Source organism: Gordonia sp. OPL2 (assembly GCF_003797825.1).
Taxonomy (GTDB): Bacteria; Actinomycetota; Actinomycetes; order Mycobacteriales; family Mycobacteriaceae; genus Gordonia.
The window spans coordinates 114,360-131,601 of sequence record NZ_RKME01000012.1 but is presented as its reverse complement, the minus strand read 5'-3'; the positions used below and the strand labels follow the sequence as shown (position 1 = coordinate 131,601).

Below are 17,242 nucleotides of genomic sequence, written 5' to 3'. Positions count from 1 at the left end.
TCGGGCGTCGAACCGGTATCCATGTCATGGGGTCGTCGCGCTCGCCGAGTCTCCGATTGCCTGTTTCGCCGAGGACAGGAGTCGCTCGAGCCATGCGTCAGTGCCGATCACACGCCGCATCGGTTCATTGGGAAGCTCGATACTGATGGGGGTCGCCGGAGGCAGTGATGCGACGATGCCACCGAGATCGAGCCCACCCTCGCCGGGCACCAGGCGCTCCTCGCGGGCTTGCCGAATGAGTTCGTCGTTCGTCGGGGGTGCAGGAACGGAACCGTCACACAACTGCGCGTAATGGATCCACTCTACAGGGATGGCCGCCAGATCGTCCAGGGTCGTGGCAGACCGCCCGACGTGCAACGTGTCGACGAGAATGGATCGGGCCGGTCCGTCCGCTTGCCGGACGATCGACAACGCCGATGATGCGTTCGGCACCGACGTCCATGGCATGAACTCCAGGCTGGCAGCGATTCCGTACTCAGCGCACAACTGCGCCAATCGTGCGTAGGCATCCGTGAGCCGGGCGAGATCGTGGTCATCGCCGGCCACCAGAACCGCTCGTGCCCCCAGTTGAGCTGCCGCGTCGAGCAACCGACGATGGTCGTCGACGTTGAACTCCGAAGTGATCCTGATGATCTCCACGTCGAACACATCGACCGGTGAGCTCGCCAGCCTCGCACTCACCGCCCTCAGAGCGGCCCGATCGGTGTGCAATGGATATGAAATGGTGCCCGGTGCAGCAGGCAGCAACCGCAGTCCGACGGTGTCAAATCCGTGACGCTGCGCCAGTTCGATCTGATCAATGGGCTCGGTGTCGAGAACCGTGAGAGCTGCCAGACCCCATGAGACCGTCATCGTCGCGCCTCGTTTCCCAGTTCGATCCCGGTGAGATATCCGAACGTCATCGCCGGTCCGATGTTGATGCCCCCCGACGGGTAGTGCCCACCCATGACACTCGCCTGGTCCACACCGACGGCGTACAGACCGCCGATCGGTGTGTCGGTCTGATCGAGCACGCGCGATCGCTCGTCGGTGAGCAGACCGGCGAACGTGCCGAAGCTACCCGGAACCACTTTCACCGCATAGAAGGGGCCCTTCTCGATCGGCGCGAGGCTCGGATTGGGCCATGGATTGTCCGGATCACCCGACGCACGGTTGAATGCCGAGTCACCACGTCCGAACACGGGGTCCTCACCCCGTCGGGCACCCTCGTTGAACACCGAGACGGTCTTCTCCAAACCGTGGGAGTCGATCCCGCATTTCTGTGCGAGCTCGGCCACCGTCCGCCCCTTACGGAGATAGCCGGACAGACGATGGTTGAATCTGGGAACCGGGAAGGGTTTGGCCATTCCCAACGGGTAGCGCCGCATGGATCGTGCGTCGGCGATCAGCCATGAGCACACCTGTTCGTCGGCGGGAACCGCCTCCAGCATGCCGAGGGTGTAGTCGTGATAACCGTTGGCCTCGTTGACGAAGCGGCTTCCATCGCGAAGCACTCCGATGACCCCTGGCTTGCCGCGGTCGAGGATGTGCGGGAAGACACCGGTGCGGCCGTTGACGTAGCGAACCTCTGAGACGGGGCAGTAGGCGGCTGCGGAGGCGACCGAATCGTCCAGCCGTCCGCCAACCGCTGTGGCCAGTCGTAGACCGTCTCCGGTTGTCGTCCCGGCCGGTGGAAGTGTTCGATGCTCCTGCACGGCCGGGGTTCGCGCGAACGTCTCACGACGCAGGTCGACGTCGTGACTGAACCCACCGGTGGCCACGACGACCCCCCGGCGCGCCGTCACCGTGTAGGTGTCCGTCGGGCCCGCGAGCCTCACCCCGATCACTCGGCCCTTGTCGGTCAGCAACCCGGTCGCCGCCGTCGAAACCCGGACCTGCACCCCGGCGTCGAAAGCCGATCGCAGAAGCCGTCCGATCAACGCCGTCCCGTTCACCAGGCTCTGTCCACGACGATAGAGAACGAGGTCGAGCATGTGCCGGGCAACCCGCCGCACGCAGTGGACGAACGCTCCGACCGACCGGGTCGAGTGCAAGAACGCCTGAAGGTCAGGCCCGGCCATGATGCCCATTCCGAGGAACGAGGTCTCAAACATCTGTCGCCGCAACACCGCGGCCACGTCCGGTCCGAGCTCCGTCAGTCGTACCGGGAGAGGTCCGACCTGTCGATGACCGGTGGCGGCGCCGGGACTGCTCCCGTGGATGTCGGCGATCCCGGAGCCCGGGGTGAACGCAAGCGCGGTGTTCTCTTCGAAGAAGTCGACCATCTCCGGCGCACCGGCGAGGTAGGCGTCGACCTTCGCCTCATCGAAGTTGTCTCCGAGTCGCGACCGCAGGTAGCTCTTCGGGGTGGCCACATCCTCGTGAACTCCGGCTGCGCGAGCGAAGCGATGGCGAGGAGTCCACATCCAACCGCCGGACCACGCTGTGGCACCACCACACACGTCGGTCTTCTCCACGACGAGTACGCGCGCTCCCGAGTGTGCGGCGGCCACTGCCGCTGACAGTCCTCCGGCACCCGAGCCGATCACGACGACGTCGAATTCTTCGCTGTCGAATTGTTCTCTGCCAGCTTCATTCACGATCACGAGAACACTCCCCTTTCGTGCCGAGCAGGCTTTACCGGCCGCCCGGTTCGCGCCGATTCATAGATCGCGCATACGATCTCCAGCGATGCTCGGGCGTCACTGCCAGTCACCATCGGTCTCCGCCCCTCGCGCACCGCGTCGACGAAGTCCTGAACCTGCACTGCGTGAAATGGTGTCAGTCGGCTGTTGATGTCCCCGATGTCCTGCTGAGCCGCTACATCGCTACCGAACACTGGGAGGAAATCGGTCTCGCCGTCTACGGTCCACAGTTCGTTCACGCCTTCGTGTCCCTCAGGGAACTCCAGGACACTCCCGACCGCACCGCTCGCGCCGACGATCGTGACCCGGTTGCCGAGGTTGTGCGACAACGCGGTCGTCGCGGTGATCGTCGCTGTAGCGCCCGATTCGAAGGTGACGAGTGCCGAGGCGGAGTCCTCGGTCTCGATGTGCTCGCCGTGCACGTGAGTACGTATGGCACCTGAAACCGAAATGGCTGTGCCACAGAACCATTGCAGCAGGTCTATCTGATGGATTGCCTGGGTCATCAGCACGCCCCCACCGTCGGTCTCCCACCGTCCACGCCATGGATCCGAGGCGTAGTAGTCAGTCGGCCGGTGCAGCAGAACCGATACCTCGCCGAGTATCGGAGTCCCGATCCGGCCGTCGTCGATGGCGTTCCGGATCCGCTGCGCTGCGGGCCAGAGCCTCCGTTGGAAGACGACACCGAACAGCACGCCCGCTTCGTCCGTGGCGGCGATCATCCGATCGGCGGCCGCAACGTCGACAGCGATCGGCTTCTCGCACAGCACATGGACACCCGCGGCGGCCGCGGCGACGACCACGGACTCGTGCGCCGGATGTGGGGTGCACACGGTGATGGCGTCCGGTTGTAAGGCGAGCACATCACTGATCCCGTCGAGCGCATGGGGAATGCTGTACTGGACAGCGAACTGCTCGGCCCGGTCGATCTGGGTATCGCAGCATGCCAAAAGCTCGACGTCCGGAACCTGTTGCAGCGCGCGCGCGTGATTGCCTGCGACCTTTCCACAACCGACTATGGCCACTCTCATCGTCATCAGAAGTGCTCCTCGTTCTCGACATCTCGTGCTGCGTCCTCACCGGTATCCAGAGCGTCGATCTCCGCGACCTCGTCTGCTTCCAGCGCGATACCTGTGGCCGCCAGGTTCTCTGCCTGCCGCGTCGCGTCGGCCGACCGCACGACCGGAAGGACGCCATGGCTCAGGTGCCAGGCCAATACGACCTGGGCGGGAGAGCAGTTCCGCATCCCTGCGATCTCGACCACCACCGGATGGTCGAGCACGTGTCCTCGACCCAGTGGGCTCCACCCTGCGACGACTGTGCCCAGTTCGTCGGCGACCTCGCGGATCGGTATGCGACACAGTGTCGGATCCATCTGGATCTGGTTGAGTGCCGGAGCCTCACCCACCATCTCGGTTACTCGTCGCAAGTGCTTGCCGAGAAAGTTCGACACTCCTGCATGGCGGATCAAACCGGACTCACGACACCGCAACAACGCATCGACATACCGGTCGAATCGTGGTAGCGGCCAATGGATCAGGTACATGTCGAGGTAGTCGAGTCCCATCCGAGCGAGGCTGCGTTCCACCGCTCCCCGGACGTCACCCGAGATATGATCGGAGCCACGCAGTTTCGATGTCACGAACAGCTCGGCACGCGAAACTCCGCTGGATTCGATCGCCCGACCGACAGCGTCCTCGTTGCCGTAGATCGTGGCAGTGTCGATGTGGCGGTAGCCCACGTCGAACGCGTCCACCACCGCCCGTTCGGCGTCGGCGCCTACCAGAGGCCACGTACCGAGCGCGATCGATGGGATCTGCGTGCGCAGCGGCGTGCTCTGAGGTGTTGTGGTCATGCGATCGCCACCTCCCGGGCACGTGAGTCGATACACGATGCGACGTCGACAGCTGTGACCAGCGCGGCGTGCACCGAACCACCATCGCGGCCGGCGTCGCCGACCATGTGAACGCCCAGCGGCGGTTCCATCGGGCGGAGCTGGACCAGCAGTTCGGTGGACGGTTCGATACCCTGCGACACCAGAAGTTCGCCAGGAGCCTCGATCCAGCGCTCGCCGTCTGCGGTGGACAGGAGGATCTGCCCGCCCCGAACGGCGGACACCCGAGAGCTCAGGTGGACCGTCAGGTTGGGATCGGCGGTCAAGCGCGGCAGCAATACGATCTTCGCTCGGCGCCCGACGTCGTGTGCAATCGTTTCCTGTGGCCCTATCATCACCACACGCGTTCCGTGCGCCAGTAGGTCATCCGCGACAGCGGCCGCCTCCCTGTCGGCGCCGTAGATCGTGACGGCTTCGGGTGCGGGGCGGCCATCACGCAAGAAATCTCGTACGTCGCGGACGTCCCGATCCACCACATCCAGATCCGGGCGATAGCCATCCGCTCCGATGGCCAGCACGATGGCATCCGGTCGTGACGTGCCGAAGGTGCTCGCATCGACTCGTACCCCGGTGTGGCACGAAATGCCTAGTTCCGCAATCTCGGCGAGATACCAGTCGATGATCCGGCGGTACTCGGGGTACTCCCGCAATTGGGCGGCCAGTGCAAAGTCGCCTCCCAACTCATCCCTGTGCTCGTAGAGATCGACGTGGTGTCCGAGCCGGGCCAGTTCCCTAGCGGCTGCGAGCCCTGCCATCCCACCTCCGACGACGGCCACACGAACAGCCGTGACCGACGTGGGTTCGGGCTCAGCCCCCTCGCGGCCGACCCATGGGTTAACCGTGCACGGAATCGGCCCTCCCGCAAGAGAATCAATACAGTAGTTGCACGCGATACACGGACGGTATCGCAAGCCGCCGATCGCCTTGTTCGGGAAGTCGGGGTCGGCGTGGAGTGTCCTGGCCATACTGAGGAAGTCGGCCTGCGCCCCGGCCAGGATGGCTTCGGCCGTTTCCGGTGAGCTGATCCGCCCGGCAACACCGACCGGCATGCCGTAGTGACGCGCGTAGGACCCCGAGAACTTCCGCAGGAGTCCGCGGTCCCACTCCCCAGGCTGAATGATCCATTCGCCTGCTTCGTAATTTCCCGCGGAGACGTCGAGGAAGTCGAGCTTGTCCGTGGACACCCCTGCGATGCGCTCTTGAGTCTGCTCGGCGGTCAGGCCGCCTGGGCTTCCCTCGAACGCGGAGAAGCGTAGTCCCAGAGTCATTTCCGGGACACGTGCGCGCACGGCGTCGATCACACGATTGAGGAACAGGGTGGGTTCGGCCCAATCGTCGTCTCGGTGGTTGTAGGCCGGCGACAGGAACTGATGGATGAGGTAGCCATGACCGCCGTGGAGTGACAGGACATCCACGCCAGCCCCCGCGCACCGCTCGGCGGCGTCGGCGAAACACTCGATGATGTGCTCGATGTCGTCGCCGTCGAGTTGCTCAGGCATCTGGCCGCCGACCACCTCGCAGGGGATGGGCGTCGGCGCCACTGGCACGAATCCACTGACCACACCCTGAGCGGTCCGGCCGCCGTGATTGAGCTCGACACCCAGGAGCGCACCCTGGTCGTGAACCTCTCGCGCGAGTGTGGCGAGCCCCGCGATGCATTCGTCGGTGTCGACGCCGAGCTGTCGGATCCTTCCCTTCCCGTCGGCCCGCACGTATGACGCCTCGGTGAAGACCAGTGCTGCTCCGCCGCGCGCCCGCCGAACCAGATAGTCGATGTATTCGCGGGTCAGTGCGCCATCGGCGGTGCAGTAGTTGCGTTCCATGGGTGCCGAGACGAACCTGTTGCGTAGGACGACCGAGCCCATTGCCAGCGGGGAGGCGAACGTCGACTGTTCAGACTGTTTCATCATGTCTCCTGCTTACGAGCACGGACCGACTCGCTGGGCCCGGGTGGCCAGGGTCTGTGCGAGATGGCGGCGCATGCGCGCGCGATCGGGCTCGACGTCGGTGAGTAGCGCGAAACTGTCGGCCGCCTGTTCGACAAGCATCTGTGTTCCGCCGACCGTGCGGCATCCGAGAGTGGTTGCTCTGGTGAGCATTTCCGTGCTCATCGGTCGGTAGACGATGTCGGCGACCCAGTGTCTCGGCTCGAGCAGGTCTAGCTCGAACGGCGTGCCGGAGTGGCCGTTCATTCCGATCGGCGTGGCATTCACTACTCCGTCCGCGCGCCGCACGTGATCGGCGGCGGCGTCCACTGCTGTTCCCACCGCTTCGGTGCCGGTCGCGGCGATCCGGTCCGCGAGTGCTGTCGCGCGGGAAGCATCGACGTCCACGATGGTGAGCCGGATGGCTCCGGCGTTGGCCAGCGCATGGGCGACGGCTGAGCCGGCACCACCTGCTCCGAACAGCACGACCCGCCCCAATTCGTCGCTGCCCATAGCCATCGACAGTGCCGCACGAAAACCGGACTCATCCGTGTTGTGCCCTGTGAGCTGCCCGTCTCGCACGGTGACTGTGTTCACCGCACCGATACGCAGTGCGTGGGCGTCGATGTGGTCGAGCCCGGCCATGACCGTCTGCTTGCACGGATGCGTCACGTTGAACCCGGTGAAGCCTTGGGCGACTGCAGTCCTGATGAGCGCGGGCGCGGCATCGGCTCCGCGACGGTCTGCGGTGATGTCGATGGTCTCGTAGCTGTGATCCCGCATCCTGAGATCGAGCGCTTCGGTCTCGTGCAGCAAGGGCGACAACGAGTCGGCGATATCGGCGCCGATGAGACCGATCCTATGGTGCGATGCACTCACGTCGTACTCCTTGATCGACTCGAATATGCTTCTCATCAGCGCTTGTGGGCGGCGCCGAGCTCTGCTGTCGGCGTTCGGAAGGTCTCGGGTCCGCAAGCGAATGCTGCTGCGGACAGCACTGCGAATCCGAAGCACATCCAGGCCACGGGCGTCCAGTTGCTCGTGTCACCTGAGGTCATCGCCTGGGCTACGGCCGGGGTGAATCCGGCGACCAACAGACCGAGCATGAGGCCAATGGCCATACCGCTGAAGCGGACCGAAGCCGGGAACTGCTCGGGAAATGCCGCCATGTACGTGCCGTTGGGTGCGGCATAGAAGACCCCGAGCAGGATGGCTCCGCTCAGGAACACCAACGGGACACTGCCCGAGCCGATGGCCCAGAAGTAGACGAAGATCATTACCCCGCAACCCAATACACCCGTGATGAACACCGGCTTCCGACCGATACGGTCAGCGAGCAGACCGTAGAGGGGCTGGGTGATGACCGCAGCCATGTTTGCTGCAGCGATGGCAAGCAGCATGGTGGTGCGGTCGATGCCGTTGTGCTGCGTCGCGAACGCCAGCGCGAAGACGTTGATGATCGTGTTCATCATCGCGAAGGTCGAGCTCAGCATGATGCGCAGGACGGCGACGCCGTGGGTCCGGAACAACTCGACGGCCGGGACGCTTGCCGTCTCGTTCAACTCCTTGGTCTCGACGAAGACCTCGGGCTCGTCCAGACGACGGCGTACCCAGAACGCGACCGCGGTCATGGCGATACTGAGCCAGAACGGGATACGCCAACCCCAGCTGTGCAACTGGTCGTCGGGCAACGATGCCACGGGGATGAAGACGAGACTCGACAAGACGATGCCGAACATGATCCCGCTCATGGTGAAACTGGCGAAGAACGACCGCCGGCGTTCCGGCGCGTGTTCGATCGACAGTGACGCAGAGCCTGGGGATTCACCGCCGGCAGACAGTCCCTGGAGGAGCCGCAAGATCACCAGCAGCACCGGCGCGAGCATTCCCACCTGACCATAGGTGGGCAGGCAGCCGATCAGGAACGTGGACGCACCCATCATCGCCAGGCACGCGATCAGCGTGTTCTTGCGCCCCACCTTGTCTCCGAGATGACCCCACAGAACAGCGCCCAGCGGTCGTGCGACGTACGCAACGCCCAGCGTTCCGATCGAGAGCAACGTCGAGGTCGCACCACCGGGAAAGAACACGTGCCCGAAGACCAACGCTGCGGCCGAGCCGTAGATGAAGAAGTCGTAGTACTCGAGTGTGCTGCCGACGAACCCCGATATCGCGGCTCGTCGAGCCTGTGAATGAGCCTCCCTCTCCAAGGACTGGGGAGGCGTCGCTGTGGCTGCCAATTGGATCTCCCTCCATTGGATGTGACTGGTGTCGCATCAATGGAACGAGTGTGCGCGCGGGCATCTAAGACTGTCCAACACTAAATTGGTCTAGCACTATGTGCGCAAGTAGCCTTATCAAGAGACGTCGTCACTCGCCACGTCAGGAGTGGGCAGCACCTCGGCAGCGAGGTCGAGGACAGCATCGCGTGCCAATGATGACCGCATGGGTCTCGCCGACCACGCGATTCCGTGATCCATGCGGACTGTGCCGTCGGTGAGGTGCACATACACGGCGCCGGGCGGGATCACCTTCGCCATGCCCTCGGTCATCAATGCGACGCCGACACCAGCCGCCACCAGCATCAGGATCATGTAGGGGTCGGTGATCTCCTGCACGATTCGGGGTCGAAAGCCCGCGTCGAGGCATGCGCGAAGGGCGTCCTCCTGTAGCGCGGAGCCTGCGTTGAGGGGCGTGCTGACAAAGTCGTCGTCTGACAGCGCGGACAGCTCGACGGCGGTTCGACCGGCAAGTGGGTGATCGACCGGCAGAATCGCACCGAACGGTTCCGAGGCGATCAACCGCGTGCTGATCCTGGCGGCGTCAACGGGCAGACCGACGAAGGCGATGTCCAGCGCGCCACTGTCGAGTTGCTCGACGGCGTCGCGGGTCATGACCCGTCCGACCAGATCGAGTTCGATCTCCGGGTACCTGCTGCGGACAGCACGGGTCAGCGGGGGCAGGGACAAGTGGTTCAGGACACCGGTGAAGCCGAGACCGACACGGCCATAGATCGATCCGGCCGACGCCCGGGTAGCCTGACGCGCCTGCTCCACCTCACGCAGAACAGTTCGCGCATGCGGTAGGAATGCGTGCCCTGCAGCGGTGAGTGCGACCGAACGCGTGTTGCGTTCGAACAACTCGACGCCGAGGTCCCGCTCGAGTTTGCGGACCGTCTGACTCAATGGCGACTGCGCCATCTGCAGTCTGGTGGCGGCCCGACCGAAGTGAAGCTCCTCTGCGACGGCGATGAACGCCTGCACCCATCGAATCTCCATGATCACCTTCCGCTCGTGCCACCCTGCGCATATAGTCGCGATGCTACTCAACACTGGTCGGATTATATTTGCCAGCAGCTTAAATCTAGTTGGAAAGGCACATGACGATGCAACGACGAGCAATCGTGACCGGAGGGATGAGCGGAATCGGCGCCGCCTGTGTCGCTCGCCTACAGCGGGACGGGATCGAGGTCATCGCAGCCGACCTGGCAGTCAAAGCGGATGTTCGTGTCGACGTCAGCGATCCCACGTCGGTGGACGCACTCCGTCGAGCAGTTGGACCCGTCGACATCCTCGTAAACAGCGCCGGCGTCGTGGGCCCCTCGACCTGCCTGGTCGACACCGACATCGACACCTGGCGACGCACTTTCGCCGTGAACACCGAAGGCACATTCCTGACCTGCCGCGCCTTCGCCCCGGCGATGTGCGAGAACGGCTGGGGCCGCATCGTCAACATAGCGAGCATCGCCGCCAAGGATGGAAACCCGCTGCAGAGCGCATACTCGGCGTCGAAGGCAGCGGTGATCGCACTGACCAAGTCGCTTGGGAAGGAACTCGCCACCGCGGGTGTACTGGTCAATGCGGTCGCTCCTGCAGCCGTTGCCAGCCCTATGAATGCCAGCACAGACGCAGCGATCCTCGAACGTTCGCGCACACTCACACCCATGGACAGGATAGGCAGGCCGGAGGAGATCGCCGAGTTGATCGCGTGGCTCGCCTCCTCGTCCGTCAGCTTTTCGACCGGAGCGGTATACGACGCCTCCGGGGGCCGCGCCACGTACTGACTGCAGCAGGACACGCGAACCACACACGTCACCCCACCGTCGGCACCGCCGCACCTCTGTCGGCCTCGTTCAGGTCGCCTGCCTCGCCGGCGTTGTGGGCCCACCGGCCGAGCGTGAACACGTAGGCTCCGAACCCGATCCATGCGATCAGGCCGATCGCGATGCGCATCCAGGTGGGGAGGCCCGACGGTGTCACGAACGCCTCGATGAGCCCGCAGATCAGCAGCACCACGACCAGGCCGAGGGCGACTCCGATCGCGGCTCGCCCTTCCTCGCCCAGAGCCTGCACTCGTGTTCGTGCACCCGGCGCGACCCACGCCCAGAACAGCCGCAGCCCCACCCCGGCGGCGACGAACAGACATGTCATCTCCAGGAGTCCGTGCGGCGTGATGAGTCCGAAGAAGAGGTCACCGCGCCCGTGCCGGATCATGATCGAACCGATGATCGCCAGGTTGAGCATGTTCTGGTACAGCATGTAGATTACCGGCAGGCAGAACACACCGAAGCCGATACACAGCGCGGCGAGCCAGAAGTTGTTGGTCCACACCCGCGCCGCGAACGATGTCGCGGCATATTCGCTGTAGTAGTTCTCGAAGTCGTTCTGCACCAACTGATCGACCTGCGCCTGTGACATCAGCGAGTTCTCGATCCGCGGATGCTCGATCAGCCACCACCCCATCACCGCGGCGGCCGCGAACGACGCCGCCATGACCGACAGCCACCACCATCGCATCCGATAGAGCGCAGCCGGGAACGACCGGGCGAAGAAGCGCCCGACGTCCGACCATGTGCCCGCGCGGGTTCCGGCGGCCCGTGAACGGGCGCGCGCCAGCAGCGCCGAGAGGTAAGCGACCAGCGACGCATCCGGTGCCGACGATCTGATCACCGACAGGTGGGTGGCCACGCGTTGATAGGAGTCCAGGATCTCGTCGGCCTCGGCGCCCGACAGCGTCCGTTGCCGGGAGAGACGGTCGAGCCGCTCCCACGTCGCGCGGTGCGCGGCCACGTAGGCGTCGAGATCCACGGCCTCAGGGTATCCGGGCCGGACAGGGATGGCCCCGGTCGTCATTCATCCGATGCAGCACGACACCCCGACGGCCGTGGCCGGGCTACTCTTGGCCACCATGTACGGACCGCTGCCCCCGGCCATGGCACCCGCGGGTGTGAGCGGGACCGTGGGCGTGGGCCGCGACGACCTCGTCTCCGGCGAGGCCGTGGCGCTCGACCTCCCGCCGGCGGGCATCGGCCTCCGGATGGTCTCCGGCCTCATCGACCTGGTCCTCGGCTTCGCCGCGTGGTACGCGCTCCAATGGTTGAGTCTGAAGGTCGTCGGCGACACCGACTTCGCGCTCCTCGTGGCGTCGTTCACCTTGTCGATGGTCACCGCCCTCGTCGTCGTGCCGTCGGTGATGGAGACGATGAGCCGCGGCAAGACCGTCGGTCATTGGGCCGTCGGACTCCGGACCGTCCGCGACGACGCCGGCCCCATCGGCTTCCGGCACGCGCTGACCCGCGCCCTGCTCGGCGTCATCGAGATCTACGGTTGCGCGGGGATTCCGGCGCTGCTCGCCGCGGTCTGTACCCGCAAGGGGAAGCGCTTCGGGGATCTTCTCGCGGGCACCTACGTGATCCGCGATCGTCATCGTCTGTCGGTTCCCGAGCCGATCCCGATGCCGCCCGAGCTCGCGACGTGGGCGCAGACCGCCGACGTCGCACCACTCCCCGATCAGCTCGCGGTCATGGTCCGACAGTTCCTCGCCCGCCGTGCCGACATGAAGCCGCAAGCCCGGATGCTGTTGGGCCAGAGGCTGCTCCGCGATGCCGCACCCTATGTCGCTCCCGCCCCACCCGCCGGCGCACCGGATGAGATGGTGCTCATCGCGATCATGGCCGAGCGCCGACGACGCGACACCGAACGGATCGGCCGGGATGAGCGGTTGCGGCGGAGGTTGTTGGGGTAGGCGACCCCCTCACTTCAGATCAGCACTCGACTTCCCGAGCACGCGGCGAGCGATGATCAGCTGCTGGATCTGCTGAGTGCCCTCGAAGATATCGAGGATCTTCGAGTCGCGGGCCCACTTCTCGAGCAACATCGACTCCGAGAAGCCCGCTGTCGCACCGACTTCGACGGCCTTGTTGGTGATGTCGGTGACGGTACGCCCCGCTTTGGCCTTCGACATCGACGCCTCGGCCGAGTTCGGCTCGGAGTTGTCGGCCATCCACGCCGCGCGCACCGTGTGCAACCACGATGCCTCCCAATCGGATTCGAGGCGGATGAACTCGCAGACCGAGGCGTGTTGAGCGGCGGCCGGCTTGTCGTAGTCGATGGGGTGCCCGGCCTCTTCGAGGATCCGTCGCAGCTCCTCGAGTGAGGCTCGACCGAGTCCGATCGCCATCGCGGCGACCACCGGACGCGTGTTGTCGAAGGTCTGCATGACACCGGCGAAGGCCTTCTTGGTGTCGACCTCGGGTGAGCCGAGCAGGTTGTCGGCGGGTACGCGAGCGTTCTCGAAGCGGACGACAGCGGTGTCGGACGCCTTGATGCCGAGCTTGTGCTCGAGCCGGGCGACCGTGACACCGTCGGTGGTCATCGGAACGACAAAACTCTTGATGGCGGCACGACCGGCACTGCGGTCGACGGTGGCCCAGACGACCACGTGGTCGGCGCGGGAGCCTGCGGTCACGAAGATCTTCTCGCCGTTGATGACGTAATCGTCGCCGTCACGGGTGGCCGTCGTCGACACCGCCGCCGAGTCCGATCCGAAACTGGGCTCGGTGATGGCCATCGCCGCCCACACCCCGGAGAACCGCTCGAGCTGCTCCTCGGTCGCCACCGCGGCGATCGCGGCGTTGCCCAGACCCTGGTACGGGATCGACAGCAGGAGGCCGACGTCGCCCCAGCTCATCTCCCGAGCCGAGATGAGGGCGCGCATATTCGGCCCGTTCACCGACTCGTCGGCGCTCGGCGGCTTCTTCTCGCCGTCGGCCTGCTTCTCCTGCTTGCGCGACTGCTGCGCCAGTTTGCCCAGCTCGTCGAGCTCGGTCGGGTACTCGTGTTCGGCCTGGTCGTATCTCCGTGAGATGGGCCGGAAGATGTGCTCGGCCGCCATGTGGGTCCGCTCGACCGTCGAATCGAACTTCGAGGGGAGCTCCAGGTTGATCGCCATGCGCACATCTTACTAATGAGTAAGTTCAATTCCAACCACGAGTTCTCCACAGGCCGGAGCGAATCCTTTTCCAACCCCCGTTGAACACATATTCTCGAACCCGTGACTTACGACGACGACCTCGCCTACCGGATACGCGGGATGCTGGCGGCGGAGTGCGGGGTCGACGAACGGTCGATGTTCGGAGGCCTCGCCTTCCTCATCAACGGGAACATGGCGATCGCCGCGAGCGGCCAGGGCGGGCTGATGGTGCGCGTTCCGCCCGACCAGACCGCGGACCTGCTGGAGTTCGACCACACCGCACCCATGGTCATGTCCGGGCGCGAGACGCGTGGCTGGTTGCGCGTCTCCGACGACGGCATCAAGACCGAGCGGCAGCTGCAGCGGTGGGTCACCATCGGGTCCGACTACGCCCGCAAGCTGCCGCCGAAGTAGATCTCGATACGGCCCCTCGCCTGGCGGCTCGGAACTTACTCGATCAGCGAGTCGAGACGGGTGTCACCACACCCGGTGGTCGAGTAGCGAGTCGAGACGGGTGTCACCACCCGATGGTCGAGTAGCGAGTCGAGACGGGTATCTCCACACCCGATGGTCGAGTAGCGAGCGAGCCCCCGGGCGAGCCCGCGTATCGAGACCGGATCGATCCCTACGGGACGACGTTGACCATCCGGCCGGGCACGACGATCACCTTGCGGGGTTCGCCGTCGAGCAGCGCGATTATCTTCGGGTCGGCCAGGGCCGCCGCCCGGATGGTCGACTCGTCGGCGTCGGCGGCCACCGTGATGCGGCTGCGGACCTTGCCCTTGACCTGAATGGGAATCTCGACGCTGTCCTCGACCAGCCACTTCTCGTCGGCCTCGGGGAACGGTCCGCGCGCCAGCAAGGTCTCGTGATCCAGCCGGTGCCACAGTTCCTCGGCGATGTGCGGCGCGAGCGGCGCCAGCATGACCACCAGCGGTTCGACGGCGGCACGGGGTGCGCCCGACTTCTCGAAGTTCTTCGTCAGGTGATTGGTCAACACGGTGAGCTTCGCGACGGCGGTGTTGTCGCGCAGCTCCGAATAGTCCTCCCGCACTCCGGCGATCGTCTTGTGCAGCAGACGGGTCGTGTCGTCATCGAGGTCCTCGTCGGTGGGCCGCACCGCACCCGACTCCTCGTCGACGACGAGACGCCAGATGCGCTGCAGGAAGCGCTGCGACCCGACGACGTCCTTGGTCGCCCACGGACGCGACTGATCCAGCGGGCCCATGAACATCTCGTACACGCGCAGCGTGTCGGCGCCGTAGTCGCGGCAGATGTCATCCGGCGCAACGGAATTCTTGAGTGACTTGCCCATCTTGCCGTACTCCTGCGTGACGGGGTCGCCGTTGTAGAAGTAACCGCCGTCCCGCTCCTCCACGTCGTCGGCGGGTACGTAGACGCCGCGCGCATCGGTGTAGGCGTATGCCTGGATCATGCCCTGGTTGAACAACTTCCGGTACGGTTCACGACTCGTCACGTAGCCCAGGTCGAACAGGACCTTGTGCCAGAAGCGCGAGTACAGCAGGTGCAGCACCGCGTGCTCGACACCGCCGATGTACAGGTCCAGTCCACCCGGATCATCGGCACCGTGCTGTTGCGGGCGCGGACCCATCCAGTACGCCTCGTTCTCCTTGGCGCAGAAGGTGTCCTCGTTCGTCGGGTCGATGTAGCGCAGCTGATACCACGAGCTGCCGGCCCACTGCGGCATCACGTTGGCGTCGCGGGTGTAGGTCTTGACCCCGTCACCCAGATCCAGTTCGACGGTCATCCAGTCGGTGGCCTTCGCCAGCGGAGGCGACGGTTCACTGTCGGCGTCGTCGGGGTCGAACGAGACCGGGGCATAGTCATCGACCTCTGGAAGTTTCACCGGCAGCATCGATTCCGGCAGGCCGTGGGCGTTGCCGTCCGCGTCGTAGACGATCGGGAACGGCTCACCCCAGTACCGCTGGCGCGCGAACAGCCAGTCCCGCAGCTTGTACTGGATCGTGCCGGTGCCGACGCCGTCGGCCTCGAGCCGGGAGATGATCGCGGCCTTGGCATCCTCGACCGACATCCCGTTCAGGAAGTCCGAGTTGACCAAGGGGCCGTCGCCGGTGAATGCCTCGGTGTCGATCCCCTGCTCGGAGCCGATGACCTCGCGGATCGGCAGACCGAAGACGGTGGCGAACTCGTAGTCACGGGTGTCGTGACCCGGGACCGCCATGATCGCGCCGGTGCCGTATCCCATCAGCACGTAATCCGCGATGAACACGGGGATCTGGTCTCCGTTGACGGGATTGGTGGCGAAGGAGCCGGTGAACACACCGGTCTTCTCCTTGTTCTCCTGACGTTCGAGATCCGACTTCGCGGCGATGGCCGCGCGGTAGGCGGTGATCGCCTCGCCCGGATTCGACGCACCACCCGTCCACCGCTCGTCGGTGCCGTCGGGCCAGGCGTCGGCCGTCAACGCGTCCACCAACTCGTGCTCGGGTGACAGCACCATGTAGGTGGCGCCGAACAGCGTGTCGGGTCGCGTGGTGAAGACGTCGATGACGCCGCCGGCCGCGGCGAACGACACCTCCGCACCACGCGATCGCCCGATCCAGTTGCGCTGCATGGTCTTGACCTTGTCCGGCCAGTCCAGCAGGTCCAGGTCGTCGAGCAGGCGGTCGGAGTAGGCGGTGATGCGCATCATCCACTGGCGCAGGTGCTTACGGAACACCGGGAAGTTGCCGCGGTCGCTGCGGCCGTCGGCGGTGACCTCCTCGTTGGCCAGCACGGTACCGAGCCCCGGGCACCAGTTCACCAGAGAGTCACTAAGATAGACGAGACGATGCGAGTCGATGACCTCGTTACGTTCGGCCTGCGACAGTGACGACCACTCGCGGTCCGCGAATGTCGCGCCGTCGGCCAACGACCTCGCACCCGAAGCGTACTCGTCGACCAGCTCGGCGATCCGTCGCGCCCGCTTCTGCTCCGGGTCGTACCAGGCGTTGTAGATCTGCAGGAAGATCCACTGCGTCCAGCGGTAGAAGTCGACGTCGGTCGTCGCGACCCGACGGCGTTCGTCGTGCCCGAGTCCCAGCCGACGGATCTGTCCGAGGTAGCGCTCGATGTTCTCCTCGGTCGTCGTCCTGGGGTGGGTTCCCGTCTGCACCGCGTACTGCTCGGCGGGCAGGCCGAAGGCGTCGAAGCCCATCGTGTGCAGCACGTTGTGTCCGGTCATCCGCTGATACCGGGCGAAGACGTCGCTGGCGATGAAGCCGAGCGGATGCCCGACATGCAGGCCCGATCCCGACGGGTACGGGAACATGTCCTGGATGAACACCTTTGCGTCGTCGTCGGCCGAGGCGCCACCGAACCCGCCCAGATCGCCGGCGAGCGGGCCGACCGGGTTAGGCGCCTCATAGGCATGCTGGTCCGCCCAGTTCCGCTGCCACCGGGCCTCGATCTCACCGGCGAGCTCGGCGGTGTACCGGTGGCCGGGCGCGGACGCAGGCACGGAGGAATCAGCTGAAGTCACCCGACCAGCGTAAATCGTCCGTTCGGTGGTGTTGTCGACGGGGAGT

The 17,242-nt window shown here is 65.2% G+C and carries 14 protein-coding genes; 3 read left to right on the top strand and 11 right to left on the bottom strand.

Annotation, left to right across the window (positions count from 1 at the left end; all coding sequences use genetic code 11):
- Positions 1-24: 24 nt before the first annotated feature.
- From EEB19_RS13905 to EEB19_RS13870, 8 genes are all read right to left on the bottom strand, one after another.
- A complete protein-coding gene (locus EEB19_RS13905) occupies positions 25-852 on the bottom strand; it encodes a sugar phosphate isomerase/epimerase (RefSeq protein ID WP_187587159.1) in 828 nt (275 codons plus the stop codon).
- Positions 849-2,585, bottom strand: coding sequence for an FAD-dependent oxidoreductase (locus tag EEB19_RS13900; protein WP_262365658.1), 1,737 nt, complete (start codon positions 2,583-2,585; stop codon positions 849-851). The genes EEB19_RS13905 and EEB19_RS13900 overlap by 4 nt, the downstream gene beginning before the upstream one ends.
- Positions 2,582-3,661, bottom strand: a complete 1,080-nt coding sequence (locus EEB19_RS13895; protein ID WP_187587156.1) for a Gfo/Idh/MocA family protein — start codon at positions 3,659-3,661, stop codon at positions 2,582-2,584. Before EEB19_RS13895 ends, EEB19_RS13900 begins: the two co-directional genes overlap by 4 nt.
- Positions 3,661-4,479 carry an aldo/keto reductase gene (locus tag EEB19_RS13890; protein ID WP_187587154.1) on the bottom strand — a complete coding sequence of 273 codons (819 nt, stop codon included), beginning with the start codon at positions 4,477-4,479 and terminating at the stop codon, positions 3,661-3,663. Before EEB19_RS13890 ends, EEB19_RS13895 begins: the two co-directional genes overlap by 1 nt.
- Positions 4,476-6,425 (bottom strand): NADH:flavin oxidoreductase, encoded by a 1,950-nt coding sequence (locus EEB19_RS13885; protein WP_187587152.1) that lies wholly within the window; start codon positions 6,423-6,425, stop codon positions 4,476-4,478. Before EEB19_RS13885 ends, EEB19_RS13890 begins: the two co-directional genes overlap by 4 nt.
- A gap of 12 nt (positions 6,426-6,437) precedes the next feature.
- Positions 6,438-7,358 (bottom strand): shikimate dehydrogenase, encoded by a 921-nt coding sequence (locus EEB19_RS13880; RefSeq protein WP_187587150.1) that lies wholly within the window; start codon positions 7,356-7,358, stop codon positions 6,438-6,440.
- Positions 7,358-8,683 carry an MFS transporter gene (locus EEB19_RS13875; RefSeq protein ID WP_187587149.1) on the bottom strand — a complete coding sequence of 442 codons (1,326 nt, stop codon included), beginning with the start codon at positions 8,681-8,683 and terminating at the stop codon, positions 7,358-7,360. Before EEB19_RS13875 ends, EEB19_RS13880 begins: the two co-directional genes overlap by 1 nt.
- A 117-nt stretch (positions 8,684-8,800) precedes the next feature.
- A complete protein-coding gene (locus EEB19_RS13870; RefSeq protein ID WP_187587148.1) occupies positions 8,801-9,721 on the bottom strand; it encodes a LysR family transcriptional regulator in 921 nt (306 codons plus the stop codon).
- Between the two features lie 101 nt (positions 9,722-9,822).
- Between EEB19_RS13870 and EEB19_RS13865 the strand changes: the two genes are divergently transcribed.
- On the top strand, positions 9,823-10,506 hold the full coding sequence (locus tag EEB19_RS13865; RefSeq protein WP_187587147.1) for an SDR family NAD(P)-dependent oxidoreductase: 684 nt from the start codon (positions 9,823-9,825) through the stop codon (positions 10,504-10,506).
- Positions 10,507-10,534: 28 nt separating this feature from the next.
- Here EEB19_RS13865 and EEB19_RS13860 read toward each other — a convergent pair whose 3' ends face one another.
- Complete coding sequence (locus tag EEB19_RS13860) at positions 10,535-11,530, bottom strand: stage II sporulation protein M (protein ID WP_187587146.1); 996 nt, start codon at positions 11,528-11,530, stop codon at positions 10,535-10,537.
- Between the two features lie 100 nt (positions 11,531-11,630).
- Here EEB19_RS13860 and EEB19_RS13855 point away from each other — a divergent pair, with 100 nt between their 5' ends.
- Positions 11,631-12,467 (top strand): RDD family protein, encoded by an 837-nt coding sequence (locus EEB19_RS13855; protein WP_187587204.1) that lies wholly within the window; start codon positions 11,631-11,633, stop codon positions 12,465-12,467.
- Positions 12,468-12,476: 9 nt separating this feature from the next.
- Here the strand turns inward: EEB19_RS13855 and EEB19_RS13850 are convergent, their stop codons facing one another.
- Positions 12,477-13,673 (bottom strand): acyl-CoA dehydrogenase family protein, encoded by a 1,197-nt coding sequence (locus EEB19_RS13850; protein ID WP_187587145.1) that lies wholly within the window; start codon positions 13,671-13,673, stop codon positions 12,477-12,479.
- Between the two features lie 102 nt (positions 13,674-13,775).
- Here EEB19_RS13850 and EEB19_RS13845 point away from each other — a divergent pair, with 102 nt between their 5' ends.
- The gene (locus tag EEB19_RS13845; RefSeq protein ID WP_187587144.1) at positions 13,776-14,108 is read left to right on the top strand and encodes a TfoX/Sxy family protein; all 333 of its coding nucleotides are present in this window, start codon (positions 13,776-13,778) and stop codon (positions 14,106-14,108) included.
- A gap of 211 nt (positions 14,109-14,319) precedes the next feature.
- Here EEB19_RS13845 and leuS read toward each other — a convergent pair whose 3' ends face one another.
- Positions 14,320-17,196, bottom strand: a complete 2,877-nt coding sequence (leuS, locus tag EEB19_RS13840) for a leucine--tRNA ligase (protein WP_187587142.1) — start codon at positions 17,194-17,196, stop codon at positions 14,320-14,322.
- Positions 17,197-17,242: the final 46 nt, after the last annotated feature.